The sequence below is a fragment of the Streptomyces sp. NPDC088745 genome (assembly GCF_044751045.1).
Taxonomy (GTDB): Bacteria; Actinomycetota; Actinomycetes; order Streptomycetales; family Streptomycetaceae; genus Streptomyces; species Streptomyces cremeus.
The window spans coordinates 88534-103035 of sequence record NZ_JBIVLB010000015.1 but is presented as its reverse complement, the minus strand read 5'-3'; the positions used below and the strand labels follow the sequence as shown (position 1 = coordinate 103035).

Below are 14502 nucleotides of genomic sequence, written 5' to 3'. Positions count from 1 at the left end.
CATGCGCAAGCTGACGACCGTCCTGACCGTGGGCGCACTCGCCCTGGGCGTGGGCGCCTGCGGCAAGAAGAACGGCGGCGGCGACAGCGCTTCCGCGGGCAAGGAGCTAGTCTACCGCTCCTCCTGGGGTGCGGACGAGCCGCAGGGCAAGGCCATCAAGACGCTCTTCGACGACTTCGCGAAGGAGACCGGCGCCGAGGTCGACGTGAAGTTCGTGGGCCGCAAGGGCAACGACAACCTCGCCACGGAGATGGCGGCGGGGCAGGGCCCGGACCTGTTCGACACCTCCACCGACACCATCGACCGGTTCGCGGCGCAGAACCTGGCCGCACCGCTCGACGACGTACTGAAGAAGCAGGTGCCCGGGGAGTCGAAGCCGGTGTCGCAGGTGCTGTCGAAGGCGGTGCGGGGCGCGTCCAGTACGGACAAGGGCCTGGCCTTCGTTCCGCACACCGTCATCTCCACCGCCGTGTGGTTCGACGCGAGCAGGCACCCGGTGAAGACGCCGAAGAGCTGGGAGGAGTTCGTCGCGTACCTGGACACGGCGAAGCAGGCGGGGCGTACGCCGATCGGGCAGGACGGCACGATCAACTTCTACAACGTGTACTGGTTCTACAGCGCGCTGGTACGGGCGAACGGCGAGGGCAGCATGAAGGCGCTCGCCACCGACCCGGCCGCCTGGGACCGGCCGGAAGTGCTGGAGGCGGCGAAGAAGGTGGAGCGGCTCGCGCGGGGCGGGTACTTCCAGAAGGACTTCATGGCGACCAAGTTCCCGGCCGCCCAGGACGGCTGGGCGCAGGGGCAGTACGACCTGAACCTCAACGGGACGTGGCTCGCGGGCGAGACGAAGCCCAAGCTGGCCGCCGGCGCCGAGGTGACGTCCTTCCAGCTCCCGGTCGGCGGCGCGGAGTCGGTGGAGGTCGGCACGCTCGGCTGGGGGGTGAACGCGAAGGGCCGCAACCCGGAGACGGCGAAGGAGTTCCTCGCCTTCGCGCTGAAGAAGGAGTACGCGCAGGCGATGTCGCGGAGCGCGCTGAGCATCCCCGCCCGCGAGGACGTGCCCGCGCCCGCCCACCTGGCCGGGATACAGCAGGACGTGACGCGGGCCAAGGCCACGCACCGGACGTACGACGGGGCGGCCGCCGACCAGAAGTGGTGGAACGACGTATTCCTGCCGATCGACGACAAGCTGGTGTCGGGGAAGTCGGACGCGGCGGCGTTCGTCGAGGAGGGCAAGGCCGCGACGGCCGCCCACCTGAAGAACAAGGGCTGACGCGATGGGGACGACCACGGTGGCCCCCGGCCCGGTCGGCGAGGCGGAAAGCCCGGTTCCGGCCGCGCCGGCACCGTACGGGACGAAGCGCGGGAAGCTCCGCCCCGCCCGGGAGCGCGCCTTCTGGCCCTTCCTCCTGCCGGCGCTGCTCGGCTACAGCGTGCTGTTCGTGCTGCCCGCGCTGTACGGGTTCTGGGTCAGCCTGAACAGGTGGGCGGGCCCGGGTTCCGCGATGGAGTGGAAGGGGTTCGGGAACTACGCGGCGCTGCTGGAGAACGAGGCGTTCCGCACCTCCTTCGTCAACACCTTCGTACTGGCGCTGGGCGGCGGCCTCGCGGTCTTCGCCTTCACCTTCCTGTCCATGGTGGTGCTGCGGCAGGCCAAGGGACGCGGCTTCATCCGGTCCGTGGTCTTCCTGCCGATGATCATCTCGCTGATCGCGGTGGGCGCGGCCATCGGCTTCCTGCTCAATCCGGACGGCGCGGTCAACACCGTCTTCGACCGGCTGGGGCTCGATCCGCAGCCGTGGCTGGGCCCGGACATGGTGTTCCGGTGCGTGATCGGCGGGCTCGTCTGGTCGAGCACGGGCTTCTACGTGGCGCTGATGATGTCGGCGGCGGACTCCATCCCGCCCCACCTCTACGAGGACGCCAAGCTGGTCGGGGCGACGCGGTGGGAGCAGTTCCGCCACATCACCCTGCCGCTGACCTGGGACGTCTTCGCGGTGTGCGCGGTGCTCTGGGTGGTCAACAGCCTGAAGGTGTTCGAGATCGTGATCGCCTTCACGACGGCCGGCACGCCCGGCAGTCCGCCGCTCCAGGCGCGGACGGTGGCGGTGCAGCAGTTCCTGTCGGTCACCAACAACGGCGGTGCTCCGGACCTGGGGTCGGCGGCGGCGATGGGCGTCTTCGTACTGGTCGTGACGGTGGTGCTGGTGTGGCTGACCCGTCGGATCACCCGGCGCGAACGAGTGGAGTTGTCATGAATACGACCGTGACGGACCGGGACCCGTGGACCCCGCGCAGGCTGTTCGGCGACCTCCTCGTCCCCCGGGCCACGACGCTCGCCCTGTGGGCCTGGGTGGTGTTCAACCTGGCGCTGGTGGGATGGGTGGGGGTGCAGTCGCTCAAGGAGTCGGGCGAGGTGTGGATCTCGCCGTTCGGCTTTCCGGACAGCCCGCGGTGGAGCAATTACTCCACCGCGTGGAAGGCGGCGGGCTTCTCCTCCGCCGCCCTCAACAGCACGGTCCTCACCCTGCTCGGCGCCTTCCTGATCGTGGCCCTCGCGGCCCCGGCCGCCTACGTGCTCGCCCGCTCGACGCGCCGGGTCGCCGGGCCGCTGACCGGCTACTTCGCGATGGGCATGAGCATCCCGTTGCAGACGGTCGTCATCCCGATCGTGGTCATCAAGCTGTCGGTCAGCAGCTTCATGACCGACTGGGTGACGGGCTGGTGGGACAACCGCATCACGCTCCTGGTCTTCCAGGTCGTGCTGTCCCTCCCCTTCACGGTCTTCGTCCTGACCGGCTACCTCCGCTCGCTGCCCTCGGAGATCGAGGAGGCCGCGGAACTGGACGGCGCGGGCCCGCTGCGCGCCTTCCTCCAGGTCGTCCTGCCCCTGGCGAAACCGGCCATGACGACGGTCCTCGTCCTGAACGTCATCGGCCTCTGGAACGAGACGCTCCTCGCTCTCCTCATCACCCCGCTCCCGGAGGAACGGACGCTGCCCGCGGCGCTGCTGAGCCTGTACGGCAGCATGCAGTACAGCTCGGACTGGGGGGCGCTGTTCGCCGGGATCACGATCCTGGTGTACCCGATGATCGTGCTGTACCTGTGGCTGGGACGGCGGATCGTGGAGGGGATGACGGCGGGCATCGGCAAGTAGGAGCACCCCTCATCCGGTGCGGGGCGCGCGGTCTCCCACCGTGCGCAGGAAGTCCAGCAGGGCAGCGTTGAACCGAACCGGCTGCTCCGCGCCCGGGAGGTGCCCCGCGTCGTCGATGACGGTGAGGGTCGCGTGCGGGACCAGCCGGTGGATCTCCTGGGCCGTGGCGACCGGCGTGTAGACGTCGTCCGCGCCGACCAGGATCAGGGTGGGGACGGTGACGCCGGGAAGGGTCTCCCGGTAGTCGGGGCGTTCGGCGCGGCCCCGCAGGGCGGCGGCCGCGCCACGGGGGTCGGTGGTGCGCATCATGGTCAACACGCTTTCCGCGAGCGCGGGTTGGGCCGTGACGTTGTACGGGGCGAGCATCTTGTCGATGACCTCGTCGGCGTAGCCCGCCATGCCTTCGGCCAGCAGGCGGTCGGCGAGAGCGTTGCGGAACGCCTTGCCCTCGTCGGTCTCGGCGGGTGCCGAGGTGTCGGAGAGGACCAGTCCGCGCACCCGCCGCGGGTGCCTGCGGTGGAACTCCATCGCGATCTGGCCGCCCATCGACACTCCCCCGACCACCGCACCGGGCAGGCCCAGGTGGTCGAGGAGGGCCGCGAGGTCGTCGGCGAAGGCGGAGAGGTGCGTCGCGGGCGCGTCGGCGGGGAGCGGACTGTCGCCGTAACCGCGCAGGTCGGGAGTGAGAACCCGGTGGCCGTGCGCCACCAGTTCGCGCACCTGCGGGGCCCAGAGCGTGCGGTTGAAGGGGTGACCGTGGACGAGGAGGACCGGGAGGCCGTCCTCGGGACCGTGGTCGTCGTAGTGGAGGGTGGCGTTCTGGACCTCGTGGGTGCGCATGGGCACACGATACGAGCCTGATCACCGATGGCGGGAGGGGGAAGCGGTGCGGGTGCGGAGGAGCCCGGAAGGCCCCTCCGCCGGTATTCAGGGGCCCGTCACCCCGTCGATGCGTTCCCTGATCAGGTCGGCGTGGCCGTTGTGGCGGGCGTACTCCTCGATCATGTGGACCAGGATCCAGCGCAGCGACACCGTGTCGCTCCCGGCCATCGCCGCCTCCGCCGCGGTGAGGCGGCCGGGGGCGTCGAGGGGGGCCGCGGCGGAGAGGGCCCGGTTGCGGTCGACCGTCGCGCGCCAGGCGTCGAGCGCTTCGGTGATGCCGCCGCGCGCGCCGGGCCCGCCGGCCTCCCCGGTGCCGGTCCGCGCGCTGTCGCCCTCCTCCGCGTCGAGTGCGAAGCCGCCGTCCCGGCGCACGAGGTCACCGAGGTCGACCGCCTCGCCCGCGAAGACCTCCTGGAACCAGTGCCGTTCCACCCCCTCCAGGTGCCGGACCAGCCCGAGCAGCGTCATGGAGGACGGCGGCACGGAGGCGGTCCGTATCTGCTCGTCGTCCAGTCCCCGGCACTTCAGGGCCAGCGTCGCACGATGGAAGTCCAGCCAGCTCTCCAGCATGGTGCGTTCGTCCGCGTGCGGCGGGGGGACCGGTCGGCCGTCGGGCATCGTGTTCATGGACCTCACTGTGGCACGGGGGTCCGACAACGCCCCGGGAGCGCGCGCACGGCACGGACCGCCCCGGTCCGCAAGGTCCGCGGAGGCCGCCCGCACCCGTGGCGCCCCCGTCCCTTGACCGGCCTTCTCCGCCGTGCCTAATCTGCCGGGACCACCCCAACATCCGACATTGTGAACGCCGTTCGAGATATCGGATATGTAGTGCGAGGAGAGGCCACCGTGTCAGCAATACCCGCAGGGCCCGCGTCCAGCTCCCGGGCGCGTGCGGTCTGGAGCGTCGACCCCCGGACCGACGAACGGCGCGAGCAGGTCGGGACGGAGGCCACGCCCGAAACCGTCGACGCGGCGGTCCGGGCCGCGCACGACGCCCGCCCGGCCCTCGCGGACCGGGGCGTGCGGGCCGCCTTCCTCCGCACCGTCGCCGAGGAACTGGAGCAGGCACGCGCGGAACTGGTGGCGGCGGCCGACGCGGAGACCGCGCTCGGCGACGTACGGCTGAACGGCGAACTCACCCGCACCTGCTACCAGTTGCGGTCCTTCGCCGACACCGTCGACGAGGGTTCGTTCCTCGACGTCATCATCAGCCATCCGGACGCCGACGCCACCCCGCCCGTCCCCGACCTGCGCCGCTACAAGATTCCGCTCGGCGTCGTCGCCGTCTACGCGGCCTCCAACTTCCCCTTCGCCTTCTCGGTGGCCGGCGGCGACACCGCGAGCGCCTTCGCGGCGGGCTGTCCGGTCGTGGTCAAGGCCCACCCCGACCACCCCGCGACCTCCGAGCTGACCGCCGCCGCCGTGCGCCGGGCCGCGGCCGCGCACAAGGTCCCGGAGGGTGTGCTCGGGCTCGTGCACGGCTTCGACGCCGGGGTCGCGCTGGTCGAGTACCCGCTGGTCGCCGCCGCCGGTTTCACCGGTTCGGTACGGGGCGGACGTGCCCTCTTCGACGCGGCGGCCGCCCGGCCCGTGCCCATCCCCTTCCACGGTGAACTGGGCTCGCTCAACCCGGTGCTGGTCACCGAGGCGGCCGCCGCCGAGCGGCCCGAGGAGATCGGCGCGGGACTGGCCGGTTCCATGACCATGGGGGTGGGCCAGTTCTGCGTGAAGCCGGGGCTCGTCCTGGCCCCGGCGGGCGCGGCGGGCGACCGGCTGGTCACGGCGCTCGGGCAGTCGCTGGGCGAGGCGGGCGCGGGCGTGATGCTGGACCACCGGATGCGCGAGAACTTCGTGGCGGGTGTGGCCGAGCGCGCGCAGCTGCCCGAGGTGGAGTCCCCGGTACGGCCCGGCCCCGGGCCGGACGCCCACACCGTCGGCCCCGGCTTCCTCACCGTGCCCGCCGCCGCCCTCGCCCGGGACGGGAGTGCGCACGCCCTGCTCCTGGAGGAGTGCTTCGGCCCGGTGACCGTCGTCGCCCGCTACACGGACGCCGCCGAGGCGGAGGCCCTGCTCGCCCGGCTTCCCGGCAACCTCACCGCCACCGTCCACGTCTCCGCCCCGGAGGCGGCGGGCGCCGAGGGCGACCCGGGCCTCCTCGCCCGGCTGACCCCGCTGGCGGGCCGGGTCCTGGTCAACGCCTGGCCCACGGGCGTCGCCGTGGCCCCCGCCCAGCACCACGGCGGCCCCTACCCGGCCACCACCTCGACCTCCACCTCGGTCGGCACCACGGCCGCCGAGCGGTGGCTGCGCCCGGTCACGTACCAGAACACCCCGGACGCCCTCCTCCCCCCGGAGCTCCGCGAGTCCAACCCGCTGGGCCTGCCGCGCGTGGTGGACGGCCGCAGGGAGGGCTGAGCGCTCACCCGCCGAAGGCCGGGGACGGCAGTCCCCGGCCCGCGTCCGGCAGGACGAGCAGCGAGCCCGCCAGCGGGTGCGCGGGACGCCGGGCGGAGCGGGCGGTGGTGATGTAGAGGTCGCGCAGGCCCGGGCCGCCGAAGGCGCAGGCCGTGGGACGGGGCACGGGGAGGCGGACCGTGCGGTCGAGGCGGCCGTCGGGGGTGTAGCGGCGGAGCTGGCCGCCGTCCCAGAGGGCGACCCAGACGCAGCCCTCGGCGTCGACGGTGAGGCCGTCGGGGAATCCGGCGCCGGGTTCGATCTCGACGAACGGCCGCCGGTTGACGGGGAGGTGGTCCGCCACGTCGCACACGTCGACGCGCCGGGTGGGGCTGTCCACGTAGTAGACGCGGGGGCTCAGCGGGCACCAGCCGATGCCGTTGCTGACGGTCACGGAGGGGAAGAGCGCGGTGGGTTCGGCGGTGGCGGCGTCGACGCGGACCAGGTGCCCGCCGCCGGGAGCCTCGTCGTAGCGCATGGTGCCGGCCCAGAGGGAGCCGTCCGGGGCGACCGCCGCGTCGTTGCCGCGCCGGCCGGGCACGGGATCGTGCAGGAGCCAGCGGAAGGCCCCGTCGGTGCCGTAACTCCCCACGCCGTCCCGGAGGTTGACGACCAGGCCGCCGTCGGTGGTCGGCTTCGCGGCGCCCACGTGCTGCTCGGTGGCCATGACGGTGCGGCGGCCGGTGCCGGGGGCGTAGGTGTGGACGCGGGAGCCGAGGATGTCGACCCAGATCAGCCGGCCGGCGACCGGGTCCCAGGTGGGGCCCTCGCCGAGTACCGCGTGTTCGCGTACCGCGACCTCCACGCGGGAGCCCCCTTCCGTACGCGGCCTCATGCGGGACGGCCCCGGTGGCCGAGCCGCAGCGAGAGGTCGGCGGCGCCCTCGGCGGCCAACTCGGCCAGCTCCGCCCCGCGTTGCTCGGTCCAGCGGATCATCGGGACGGACACCGAGAGCGCGGCGACCACCCGTCCGGTGCTGTCGCGCACCGGGGCGGCGACGCAGCTCACGTCGGGGTTGGACTCGCGGTGCTCGGTGGCCAGGCCGCGCGCGCGGATCGCGGCGAGGGCCTGTTGGAGCGCTGCGGGGTCGGTGATGCTGTGCGGGGTCATCGCGACGAGTTCCCGGCCGTCGACGCGGGAGCGCAGTTCGGCCTCGGGCAGGGAGGCGAGCAGCATCTTGCCGACGGCGGTGCAGTGCGCGGGGAGCTTGCGGCCCGCGGCGGAGACCATGCGGACCGCGTGGGTGGAGTCGACCTTCGCGATGTAGATGACGTCGGTGTCTTCGAGCACGGCGACGTGCACGGTCTCGTCACAGGTCTCGGCGACCTCGCGGGCCACCCGCCGGCCCTCGGCCGCGAGGTCGAGCTGCTCGGCGTACCGGCTGCCCAACTGGTGGGTGCGCACGCCCAGTCGGTAGCGGCCCGGCTGCTCGGGGACGGTCACCAGGTAGTTGCGGGCGGCGAGGGTGGTGACGAGTTCGTGGACGGTGGTGCGGGGCAGGTTCAGCCTGCGGGTGATGTCGGGGGCGGAGAGCGTGCCGTCGCCCTCCAGGAACAGTTCGAGTATGTCCAGTGCTCTGGTCACTGCGGGAACATGGCGCCCCATGGCCGTCCACCCACTCTCCGCGTCTTGAGTGTTCGAGATTCCGGCCGCTGACCGGTATGACGAACGCACAGTAGCCCCGGGGGCCGCGGCGGGCAATGGCCGGGCGGCGTCTCCGGGGTTTCCCGCGCCACCCATTGACACCTTCCGGGCCGCTGGCTACGGTCACGCCAACATTTCGAACGTGTGTCGAAATATCGAACATCCCAGACGTTCCCTCTCCGGCTCGGAGCCCCGGCTCAGAAGGAGCAACTTCCGTGCGCATCACGGGCATCACCACCCATGTCGTCGGGACCCCCTGGCGCAACCTCACCTACGTCCTCGTGCACACCGACGAGGGCCTCACCGGTATCGGCGAGACCCGGATGCTCGGGCACACCGACGCCCTGATCGGCTATCTGAACGAGGCCGCCCCCCACCACGTCGTCGGCGCGGACCCCTTCGACACCGAGGCCCTGGTGCGCCGGATGAAGTACGGCGACTACGGCCGGGCCGGCGAGATCGTCATGTCCGGCATCGCGTGCGTCGAGATGGCCTGCTGGGACATCAAGGGCAAGGCGCTCGGCGTCCCGGTCTGGCAGTTGCTCGGCGGAAAGGTCACCGACCGCGTCAAGGCGTACGCCAACGGCTGGTACACCACCGAACGCACCCCGGAGGCGTACCACAAGGCGGCGCGCGGGGTGATGGAGCGCGGCTACCGCGCCCTGAAGATCGACCCGTTCGGGACCGGGCACCTCGAACTCGACGCCGAGCAGAGCCGGTACGCGGTCTCGCTGATCGAGGCGGTACGGGACGCGATCGGCCCGGACGCCGAGCTCATGCTGGAGATGCACGGCCGCTTCAGCCCGTCCACGGCGGTGCGCCTCGCCAGGGAGATGGCGCCCTTCCGGCCCGCGTGGCTGGAGGAGCCGGTGCCGCCGGAGAACCTCAAGGCGCTCCAGAAGGTCGCCGCGAAGGTGGACATGCCGATCGCGACGGGCGAGCGCGTCCACGACCGCATCGAGTTCCGCGAACTGTTCGAGTCGCAGGCCGCCGACATCATCCAGCCGGACCTGGGCCACATCGGCGGCATCGCGGAGACCCGCAAGCTGGCCGCGACCGCCGAGACGCACTACACGCTGATCGCCCCGCACAACGTCGGCGGCCCGGTCCTGACGGCGGCCTCCCTCCAGGTCGGCTTCACCACGCCGAACTTCAAGGTCCTGGAACACTTCAACGACTTCGCCGACGCCGAGATCAAGAAGGTCGTCAGGGGTGCTCCGCGGGTGGACCCGGAAACGGGCTGCTTCGAGATCTCGTACGCCCCCGGGCTCGGCGTGGAGCTGGACGTGGACGCGGCGGCCGAGTTCCCGCAGCAGCAGGCGCGGTTCGACCTGTGGGCCGAGGGCTGGGAGAAGAGGGCGCCCAAGTGAGCCCCAAAGCTGCCCGCAGCCGCTCCGTCGTCGTCGACCGGCCGGGGGAGCACCGCCTGGTGGCAGGCGAGCTGCCGGAGCCCGGTCCCGGCGAGGTGCTGATCGAGGTCGCCGCCGCCGGGCTCTGCCTGAGCGACCGCGAGGTGTACGACGGCCACCGCGACCCCGGCTTCGTGCGCTATCCGCTGGTGCCGGGGCACGAGTGGTCCGGCACCGTGGCGGCGGTCGGGCCCGGCGTCGACCCCGCGCTGACCGGCCGCCGGACCGTGGCCGAGGGGTTCAGGTCCTGCGGTGCGTGCGAGCGCTGCCGGTGCGGCGAGACGAGCCTGTGCACCAGCGGGTACGCGGAGACCGGCTTCACCGAGCCAGGGGCCTTCGCCGACCACCTCACCGTGCCCGCACGGCTGCTGCACCTGCTGGCGGACGACGCCGACCTGCGCGCGGCGGCCCTCCTGGAGCCCGCCGCGGTCGTCGCGGCAGCCGTACGGTGCGGCCGGCCGGGCCCCGGCGGACGGATCGCGGTGGTGGGCGCGGGCACCCTCGGGCTGCTCGCCGTACAACTGCTCGCGGCGTTCTCGCCCGCGGAGCTGACGGTGGTCGACCCCCGGGCCCCGCGCGGCGAGCAGGCGCGGAGGTTCGGCGCGACGCGGGCGCTGACGCCGGACGAAGCCCGGTCGGCGTACGGGCACTTCGACCTGGTGGTCGAGACGGCGGGCGCGCCGACCACGGCCGCCGAGTCCTGTCTGCTGGCCCGGCGGGGCGGGCGGGTGGTGCTCACGGGGATGTTCGCGCCGGGTGCGGCGGGGATCGACCCGGTGCACCTCTCGCTGAGCCAGTTGGAGGTGCGCAGTGTGTTCGGGGCGCCGTCGTCGGCCTGGTCGCAGGCGGTGCGGGCGTTCGGGCTCGGGCTGCTGGATCCGGGGCCGCTGATCACGCACGAGTTCCCGCTGGAGCGGTTCGGGGAGGCGATCGCGCTGGTGGGCGGGGGCGACCCCGCGACCGGGAAGGTGCTGCTGAGGCCGTAGCGCCGCCGGGCCGCCGGGCCGCCGACCGCGCGGGGGCACGCCTGCCCGCCGCCCCCGCGGTCCCCTTCAGGGCACCCCGCCCCCCAATTGCCCCCTGCACGATCGCTTCACGCCGTCCGCATCCCTTCCTCGGCGCTCCGGGGCTACTCTCCGCCCCATGCCTCGCTTCGGCAGTGCCTCGTGACCACTTCCCCGACCGTTGTTCGACATCCCGAACGCTACTTACGGAGCACCATGCCCCCTGTGCCCCCCGCGACCGACTCCCCCCGCCGCCCCGGCGCCCACGCGCTCGCCCGGATAGGGCATCCCTTCCCCGCCGTCGACCCCGCCGACGCCTCCCCGCACGCCTTCCCCGACGGCGGCACCTGGCGCACCGAGATCCCCTCGGTCGAGGGGCCCGAAGCGCTCGCCGCCGTGCTGAAGGAGAGCGCCGCCCTGGACGTTCCGGTGCACCGGATCAGCCAGGGGTCCGGCGTCTGGATGCTCACCGACGCCGAGATCACCGAGATGGCCGAGGCGTGCGCGGCGCGCGGCATCGAGCTGTGCCTGTTCACCGGCCCGCGCGGCACCTGGGACATCGGCGGCTCCACCCGCAGCGACTCCGGCGGCGGCGGACTGCGCGCCCGGGGCCACGACGCGCTCGCCGGATGCGTCGAGGACGCCGTACGGGCGACGGAGCTGGGGGTGCGCTGCCTGCTCGTCGCCGACGAGGGCGTGCTGTGGAGCCTGCACCGGATGCGCGCCGCCTCGGTCCTGCCCGCCGACGTCACCTTCAAGCTGTCCGCGCTGACCGGCCCGGTCAACCCCGCGTCGTACGCCGTCTACGAGCAGCTCGGCGCGGACTCCCTCAACGTGCCCTCCGACCTCACCCTCGGCCATCTCACCGAGATCCGCCGGGTCAGCGCCGCGCCCATGGACATGTACGTCGAGGCGCCGGACGACCTGGGCGGCTACGTCCGGATGTACGAGGTCGCCGAGCTGATCCGGCGCGGCGCTCCGCTCTACCTGAAGTTCGGGCTCAGCCGCTCCCCCGGCATCTACCCTTACGGCGCGCAGCTCCGGGACACCGCGCTCGCCTCGGCGCGCGAACGCGTCCGGCGCGGGCGGCTGGTGCTCGACCTGCTGGCCCGGCACGGCGCCGACGGCGGGATGTCGCCGCTGGGCGCACGGCTGCCGGGGGCGCTGCGCCGGTTCACCGCGCCGGGCGGGCCCGTCGACGCAACCCTCTCGTCAGAGGAGAAGTAGCCATATGCGCAACAACCGCACCACAGGACCCCTCGTCTCCTTCGCCCTCGCCGCCCTCCTGCTCAGCACGGTCACCGCCTGCGGCCAGGAGGCGCGGGGCGGCAGCCGCTACCGGCCGGACACCGGCAAGGGCGGCACGATCGGGCTCGCGATGCCCACCAAGGCGTCCGAACGCTGGATCGCCGACGGCCAGAACATGGCGAAGCAGTTCCAGAAGGCCGGCTACCGGACCGACCTCCAGTACGGCGACAACAAGGTCGAGAACCAGATCGCCCAGCTCGAGAACATGATCACCAAGGGGCGCAAGCTGCTGGTGGTCGCCGCGATCGACGGCTCGGCGCTGACCGAGGTGCTCCAGCGCGCGCACGACGCGGGCATTCCCGTGATCAGCTACGACCGGCTCATCCTGGGCACCCCGAACGTCGACTACTACGCGTCCTTCGACAACGAGCGGGTCGGCGAGCTGATGGCCACCTACATCGTCGGCAAGCTGAAGCTGGGCGCCCCGTCGAAGGACCCGGACGCGAAGAAGCACAACATCGAGCTCTTCGCGGGCTCCCCCAACGACAACAACACCAAGTACTTCTGGAACGGGGCCCTGAAGGTCCTCCAGCCGTACCTGGCGAGTGGTCAGCTCGTGGTCCGCAGCGGCCAGACGAAGATGAACCAGGCCACCACCCTGGACTGGGACGGCGGCACCGCCCAGAAGCGGATGGACGACCTGATCAGCAAGAACTACGGCGACCAGCGCGTGGACGCGGTGCTCTCCCCCTACGACGGCATTTCGATCGGCATCATCTCCGCCCTCAAGAGCGCCGGTTACGGTACGAGGAGCCAGCCGCTGCCCGTGGTGACCGGGCAGGACGCGGAGCTGGCGTCGGTCAAGTCCATCATCGGCGGCGAGCAGACGCAGACCGTCTACAAGGACACCCGCAAGCTGGCCGCACAGGCGGTCGCCATGAGCGACGCCGTACTGAACGGCAAGAAACCGCAGGTCAACAACACCACCGACTACGACAACGGCAAGAAGGTCGTGCCGTCGTACCTGCTGAAGCCGGTGAGCATCGACAAGTCGAACACGCGACTCCTGGTGGACGAGGGGTACTTCACGGCGGGACAGCTCCGGTGAGGGCTCCGGCGGCGGCCCGTCCCGTGCTGGAGATGCGCGGCATCACCAAGACCTTCCCCGGCGTCACGGCCCTCTCCGAAGTCAGCCTGACCGTCCGCGACGCCGAGATCCACGCGATCTGCGGCGAGAACGGCGCCGGGAAGTCGACCCTGATGAAGGTGCTGAGCGGGGTCCACCCGCACGGCTCCTACGAGGGCGAGATCCTCTTCGAGGGCGAGCCGGTGGCGTTCAGGGACATCCGCGCCAGCGAGCAGCGCGGCATCGTGATCATCCACCAGGAGCTGGCCCTCGTCCCCCATCTCTCGATCGCCGAGAACATCTTCCTCGGCAATGAGCAGACCGGCGGCGGACGGCGGTTCCTCAAACGCGGCTTCGTCGATTGGAACGACACCCTGCGCCGCGCGGGCGTCCTGCTCAAGCGGGTGGGCCTGCCCGACAAGCCGCAGACCCCGATCGCCGACATCGGCGTGGGCAAGCAGCAGCTCGTGGAGATCGCGAAGGCGCTCGCCAAGGAGGTGAGGCTGCTCATCCTCGACGAGCCGACGGCGGCGCTGAACGACGAGGACAGCGCGAAGCTGCTCGACCTGATCCTGGAGCTGCGCGAGCAGGGCATCGCCTGCATCGTCATCTCCCACAAGCTGGGCGAGATCCGCCGCATCGCCGACACGGTGACGGTGCTGCGCGACGGCCGCACCATCGAGTCCCTGACGGTACGTCAGTCCATTGGCTCAGCAGCCGAGTTGGCCGAGGACCGGATCATCCGCTCGATGGTCGGCCGGGACCTGGACCACCGCTTCCCCGAGCGCAGCACGTACCGGGGCGAGGACGCGGGCAGCACCGCGCTGGCCGTCAGCGGCTGGACCGTCCGCCACCCGGTGGACCAGCAGCGCCTCGTGGTCGACGACGTCTCCCTGACCGTCCGGCGGGGCGAGATCGTCGGCATCGCGGGCCTGATGGGCGCGGGCCGCACCGAACTGGCCATGTCGGTCTTCGGGCGCTCCTACGGGCGTTACGTCGCCGGGCGCGTCGAGGTCGGCGGCCGGGAGGCCGACGTACGCACCGTTCCGGCGGCGATCGGGGCGGGCCTGGCGTACGTCACCGAGGACCGCAAGCAGTACGGCCTCAACCTCATCGACAACATCAACCGCAACATCTCCCTGGCCTCCCTGCCCGGGATGCGGCGGCGCGGCGTGGTCGACGAGCACCACGAGCGGCAGGTCGCCGAGGGCTACCGCCGTTCCATGAACATCAAGTCCCCCACGGTCTTCGAGCAGGTCGGGCGGCTGTCCGGCGGCAATCAGCAGAAGGTGGTGCTGAGCCGCTGGATCCACGCCGACCCCGAGGTGCTGATCCTGGACGAGCCGACGCGCGGGATCGACGTCGGCGCGAAGTTCGAGATCTACACGGTGATCGACCGGCTCGCGGCAGCGGGCAAGGCGGTCCTGTTCATCTCCTCGGAGCTGCCGGAACTCCTCGGCATGTGCGACCGGATCTACACGATGGCCGAGGGCCGGCTGACCGGCGAGGTGTCCCGCGCGGACGCCACCCAGGAAACGCTGATGCGCCACATGACGCAGACGAAGAATCGGAGCTGAG

The 14502-nt window shown here is 72.0% G+C and carries 13 protein-coding genes; 9 read left to right on the top strand and 4 right to left on the bottom strand.

Going from position 1 to position 14502, the window contains the following annotated elements:
- Position 1: 1 nt before the first annotated feature.
- The 3 genes from ACIP93_RS30590 to ACIP93_RS30580 are packed head-to-tail and all read left to right on the top strand — an operon-like array spanning position 2 to position 3157.
- Entirely contained in the window at positions 2-1273 is a 1272-nt protein-coding gene (locus ACIP93_RS30590) for an ABC transporter substrate-binding protein (RefSeq protein ID WP_401763902.1), read from the top strand.
- A gap of 4 nt (positions 1274-1277) precedes the next feature.
- A complete protein-coding gene (locus ACIP93_RS30585) occupies positions 1278-2258 on the top strand; it encodes a sugar ABC transporter permease (RefSeq protein WP_345227825.1) in 981 nt (326 codons plus the stop codon).
- Positions 2255-3157 (top strand): carbohydrate ABC transporter permease, encoded by a 903-nt coding sequence (locus ACIP93_RS30580; protein ID WP_401763899.1) that lies wholly within the window; start codon positions 2255-2257, stop codon positions 3155-3157. Before ACIP93_RS30585 ends, ACIP93_RS30580 begins: the two co-directional genes overlap by 4 nt.
- Positions 3158-3166: 9 nt before the next feature.
- Here the strand turns inward: ACIP93_RS30580 and ACIP93_RS30575 are convergent, their stop codons facing one another.
- A complete protein-coding gene (locus ACIP93_RS30575; protein ID WP_401763897.1) occupies positions 3167-3997 on the bottom strand; it encodes an alpha/beta fold hydrolase in 831 nt (276 codons plus the stop codon).
- Between the two features lie 87 nt (positions 3998-4084).
- The gene (locus ACIP93_RS30570; protein WP_401763895.1) at positions 4085-4666 is read right to left on the bottom strand and encodes a DinB family protein; all 582 of its coding nucleotides are present in this window, start codon (positions 4664-4666) and stop codon (positions 4085-4087) included.
- 219 nt (positions 4667-4885) lie between these two features.
- Here ACIP93_RS30570 and ACIP93_RS30565 point away from each other — a divergent pair, with 219 nt between their 5' ends.
- Positions 4886-6454 (top strand): aldehyde dehydrogenase (NADP(+)), encoded by a 1569-nt coding sequence (locus ACIP93_RS30565; RefSeq protein ID WP_401763892.1) that lies wholly within the window; start codon positions 4886-4888, stop codon positions 6452-6454.
- A gap of 4 nt (positions 6455-6458) precedes the next feature.
- On the opposite strand, the gene ACIP93_RS30560 is transcribed toward ACIP93_RS30565, so the two are convergent.
- Positions 6459-7328: an SMP-30/gluconolactonase/LRE family protein gene (locus tag ACIP93_RS30560; protein ID WP_401763889.1), complete on the bottom strand. Its 870-nt coding sequence runs from the start codon at positions 7326-7328 to the stop codon at positions 6459-6461.
- The gene (locus tag ACIP93_RS30555; protein ID WP_345227811.1) at positions 7325-8098 is read right to left on the bottom strand and encodes an IclR family transcriptional regulator; all 774 of its coding nucleotides are present in this window, start codon (positions 8096-8098) and stop codon (positions 7325-7327) included. Before ACIP93_RS30555 ends, ACIP93_RS30560 begins: the two co-directional genes overlap by 4 nt.
- A 254-nt stretch (positions 8099-8352) precedes the next feature.
- Between ACIP93_RS30555 and ACIP93_RS30550 the strand changes: the two genes are divergently transcribed.
- The 5 genes from ACIP93_RS30550 to mmsA all read left to right on the top strand — a co-directional run bounded on the left by ACIP93_RS30550 (position 8353) and on the right by mmsA (position 14501).
- Positions 8353-9507: a mandelate racemase/muconate lactonizing enzyme family protein gene (locus ACIP93_RS30550; protein ID WP_345227808.1), complete on the top strand. Its 1155-nt coding sequence runs from the start codon at positions 8353-8355 to the stop codon at positions 9505-9507.
- Entirely contained in the window at positions 9504-10532 is a 1029-nt protein-coding gene (locus tag ACIP93_RS30545) for a zinc-binding dehydrogenase (RefSeq protein ID WP_401763886.1), read from the top strand. The genes ACIP93_RS30550 and ACIP93_RS30545 overlap by 4 nt, the downstream gene beginning before the upstream one ends.
- 243 nt (positions 10533-10775) lie before the next feature.
- Positions 10776-11777 carry a hypothetical protein gene (locus ACIP93_RS30540; protein WP_345227799.1) on the top strand — a complete coding sequence of 334 codons (1002 nt, stop codon included), beginning with the start codon at positions 10776-10778 and terminating at the stop codon, positions 11775-11777.
- A 4-nt stretch (positions 11778-11781) separates the two neighbouring features.
- Positions 11782-12906 carry a multiple monosaccharide ABC transporter substrate-binding protein gene (gene chvE / locus ACIP93_RS30535; RefSeq protein WP_401763883.1) on the top strand — a complete coding sequence of 375 codons (1125 nt, stop codon included), beginning with the start codon at positions 11782-11784 and terminating at the stop codon, positions 12904-12906.
- Between the two features lie 32 nt (positions 12907-12938).
- Entirely contained in the window at positions 12939-14501 is a 1563-nt protein-coding gene (mmsA, locus tag ACIP93_RS30530; protein ID WP_401764104.1) for a multiple monosaccharide ABC transporter ATP-binding protein, read from the top strand.
- Position 14502: the final 1 nt, after the last annotated feature.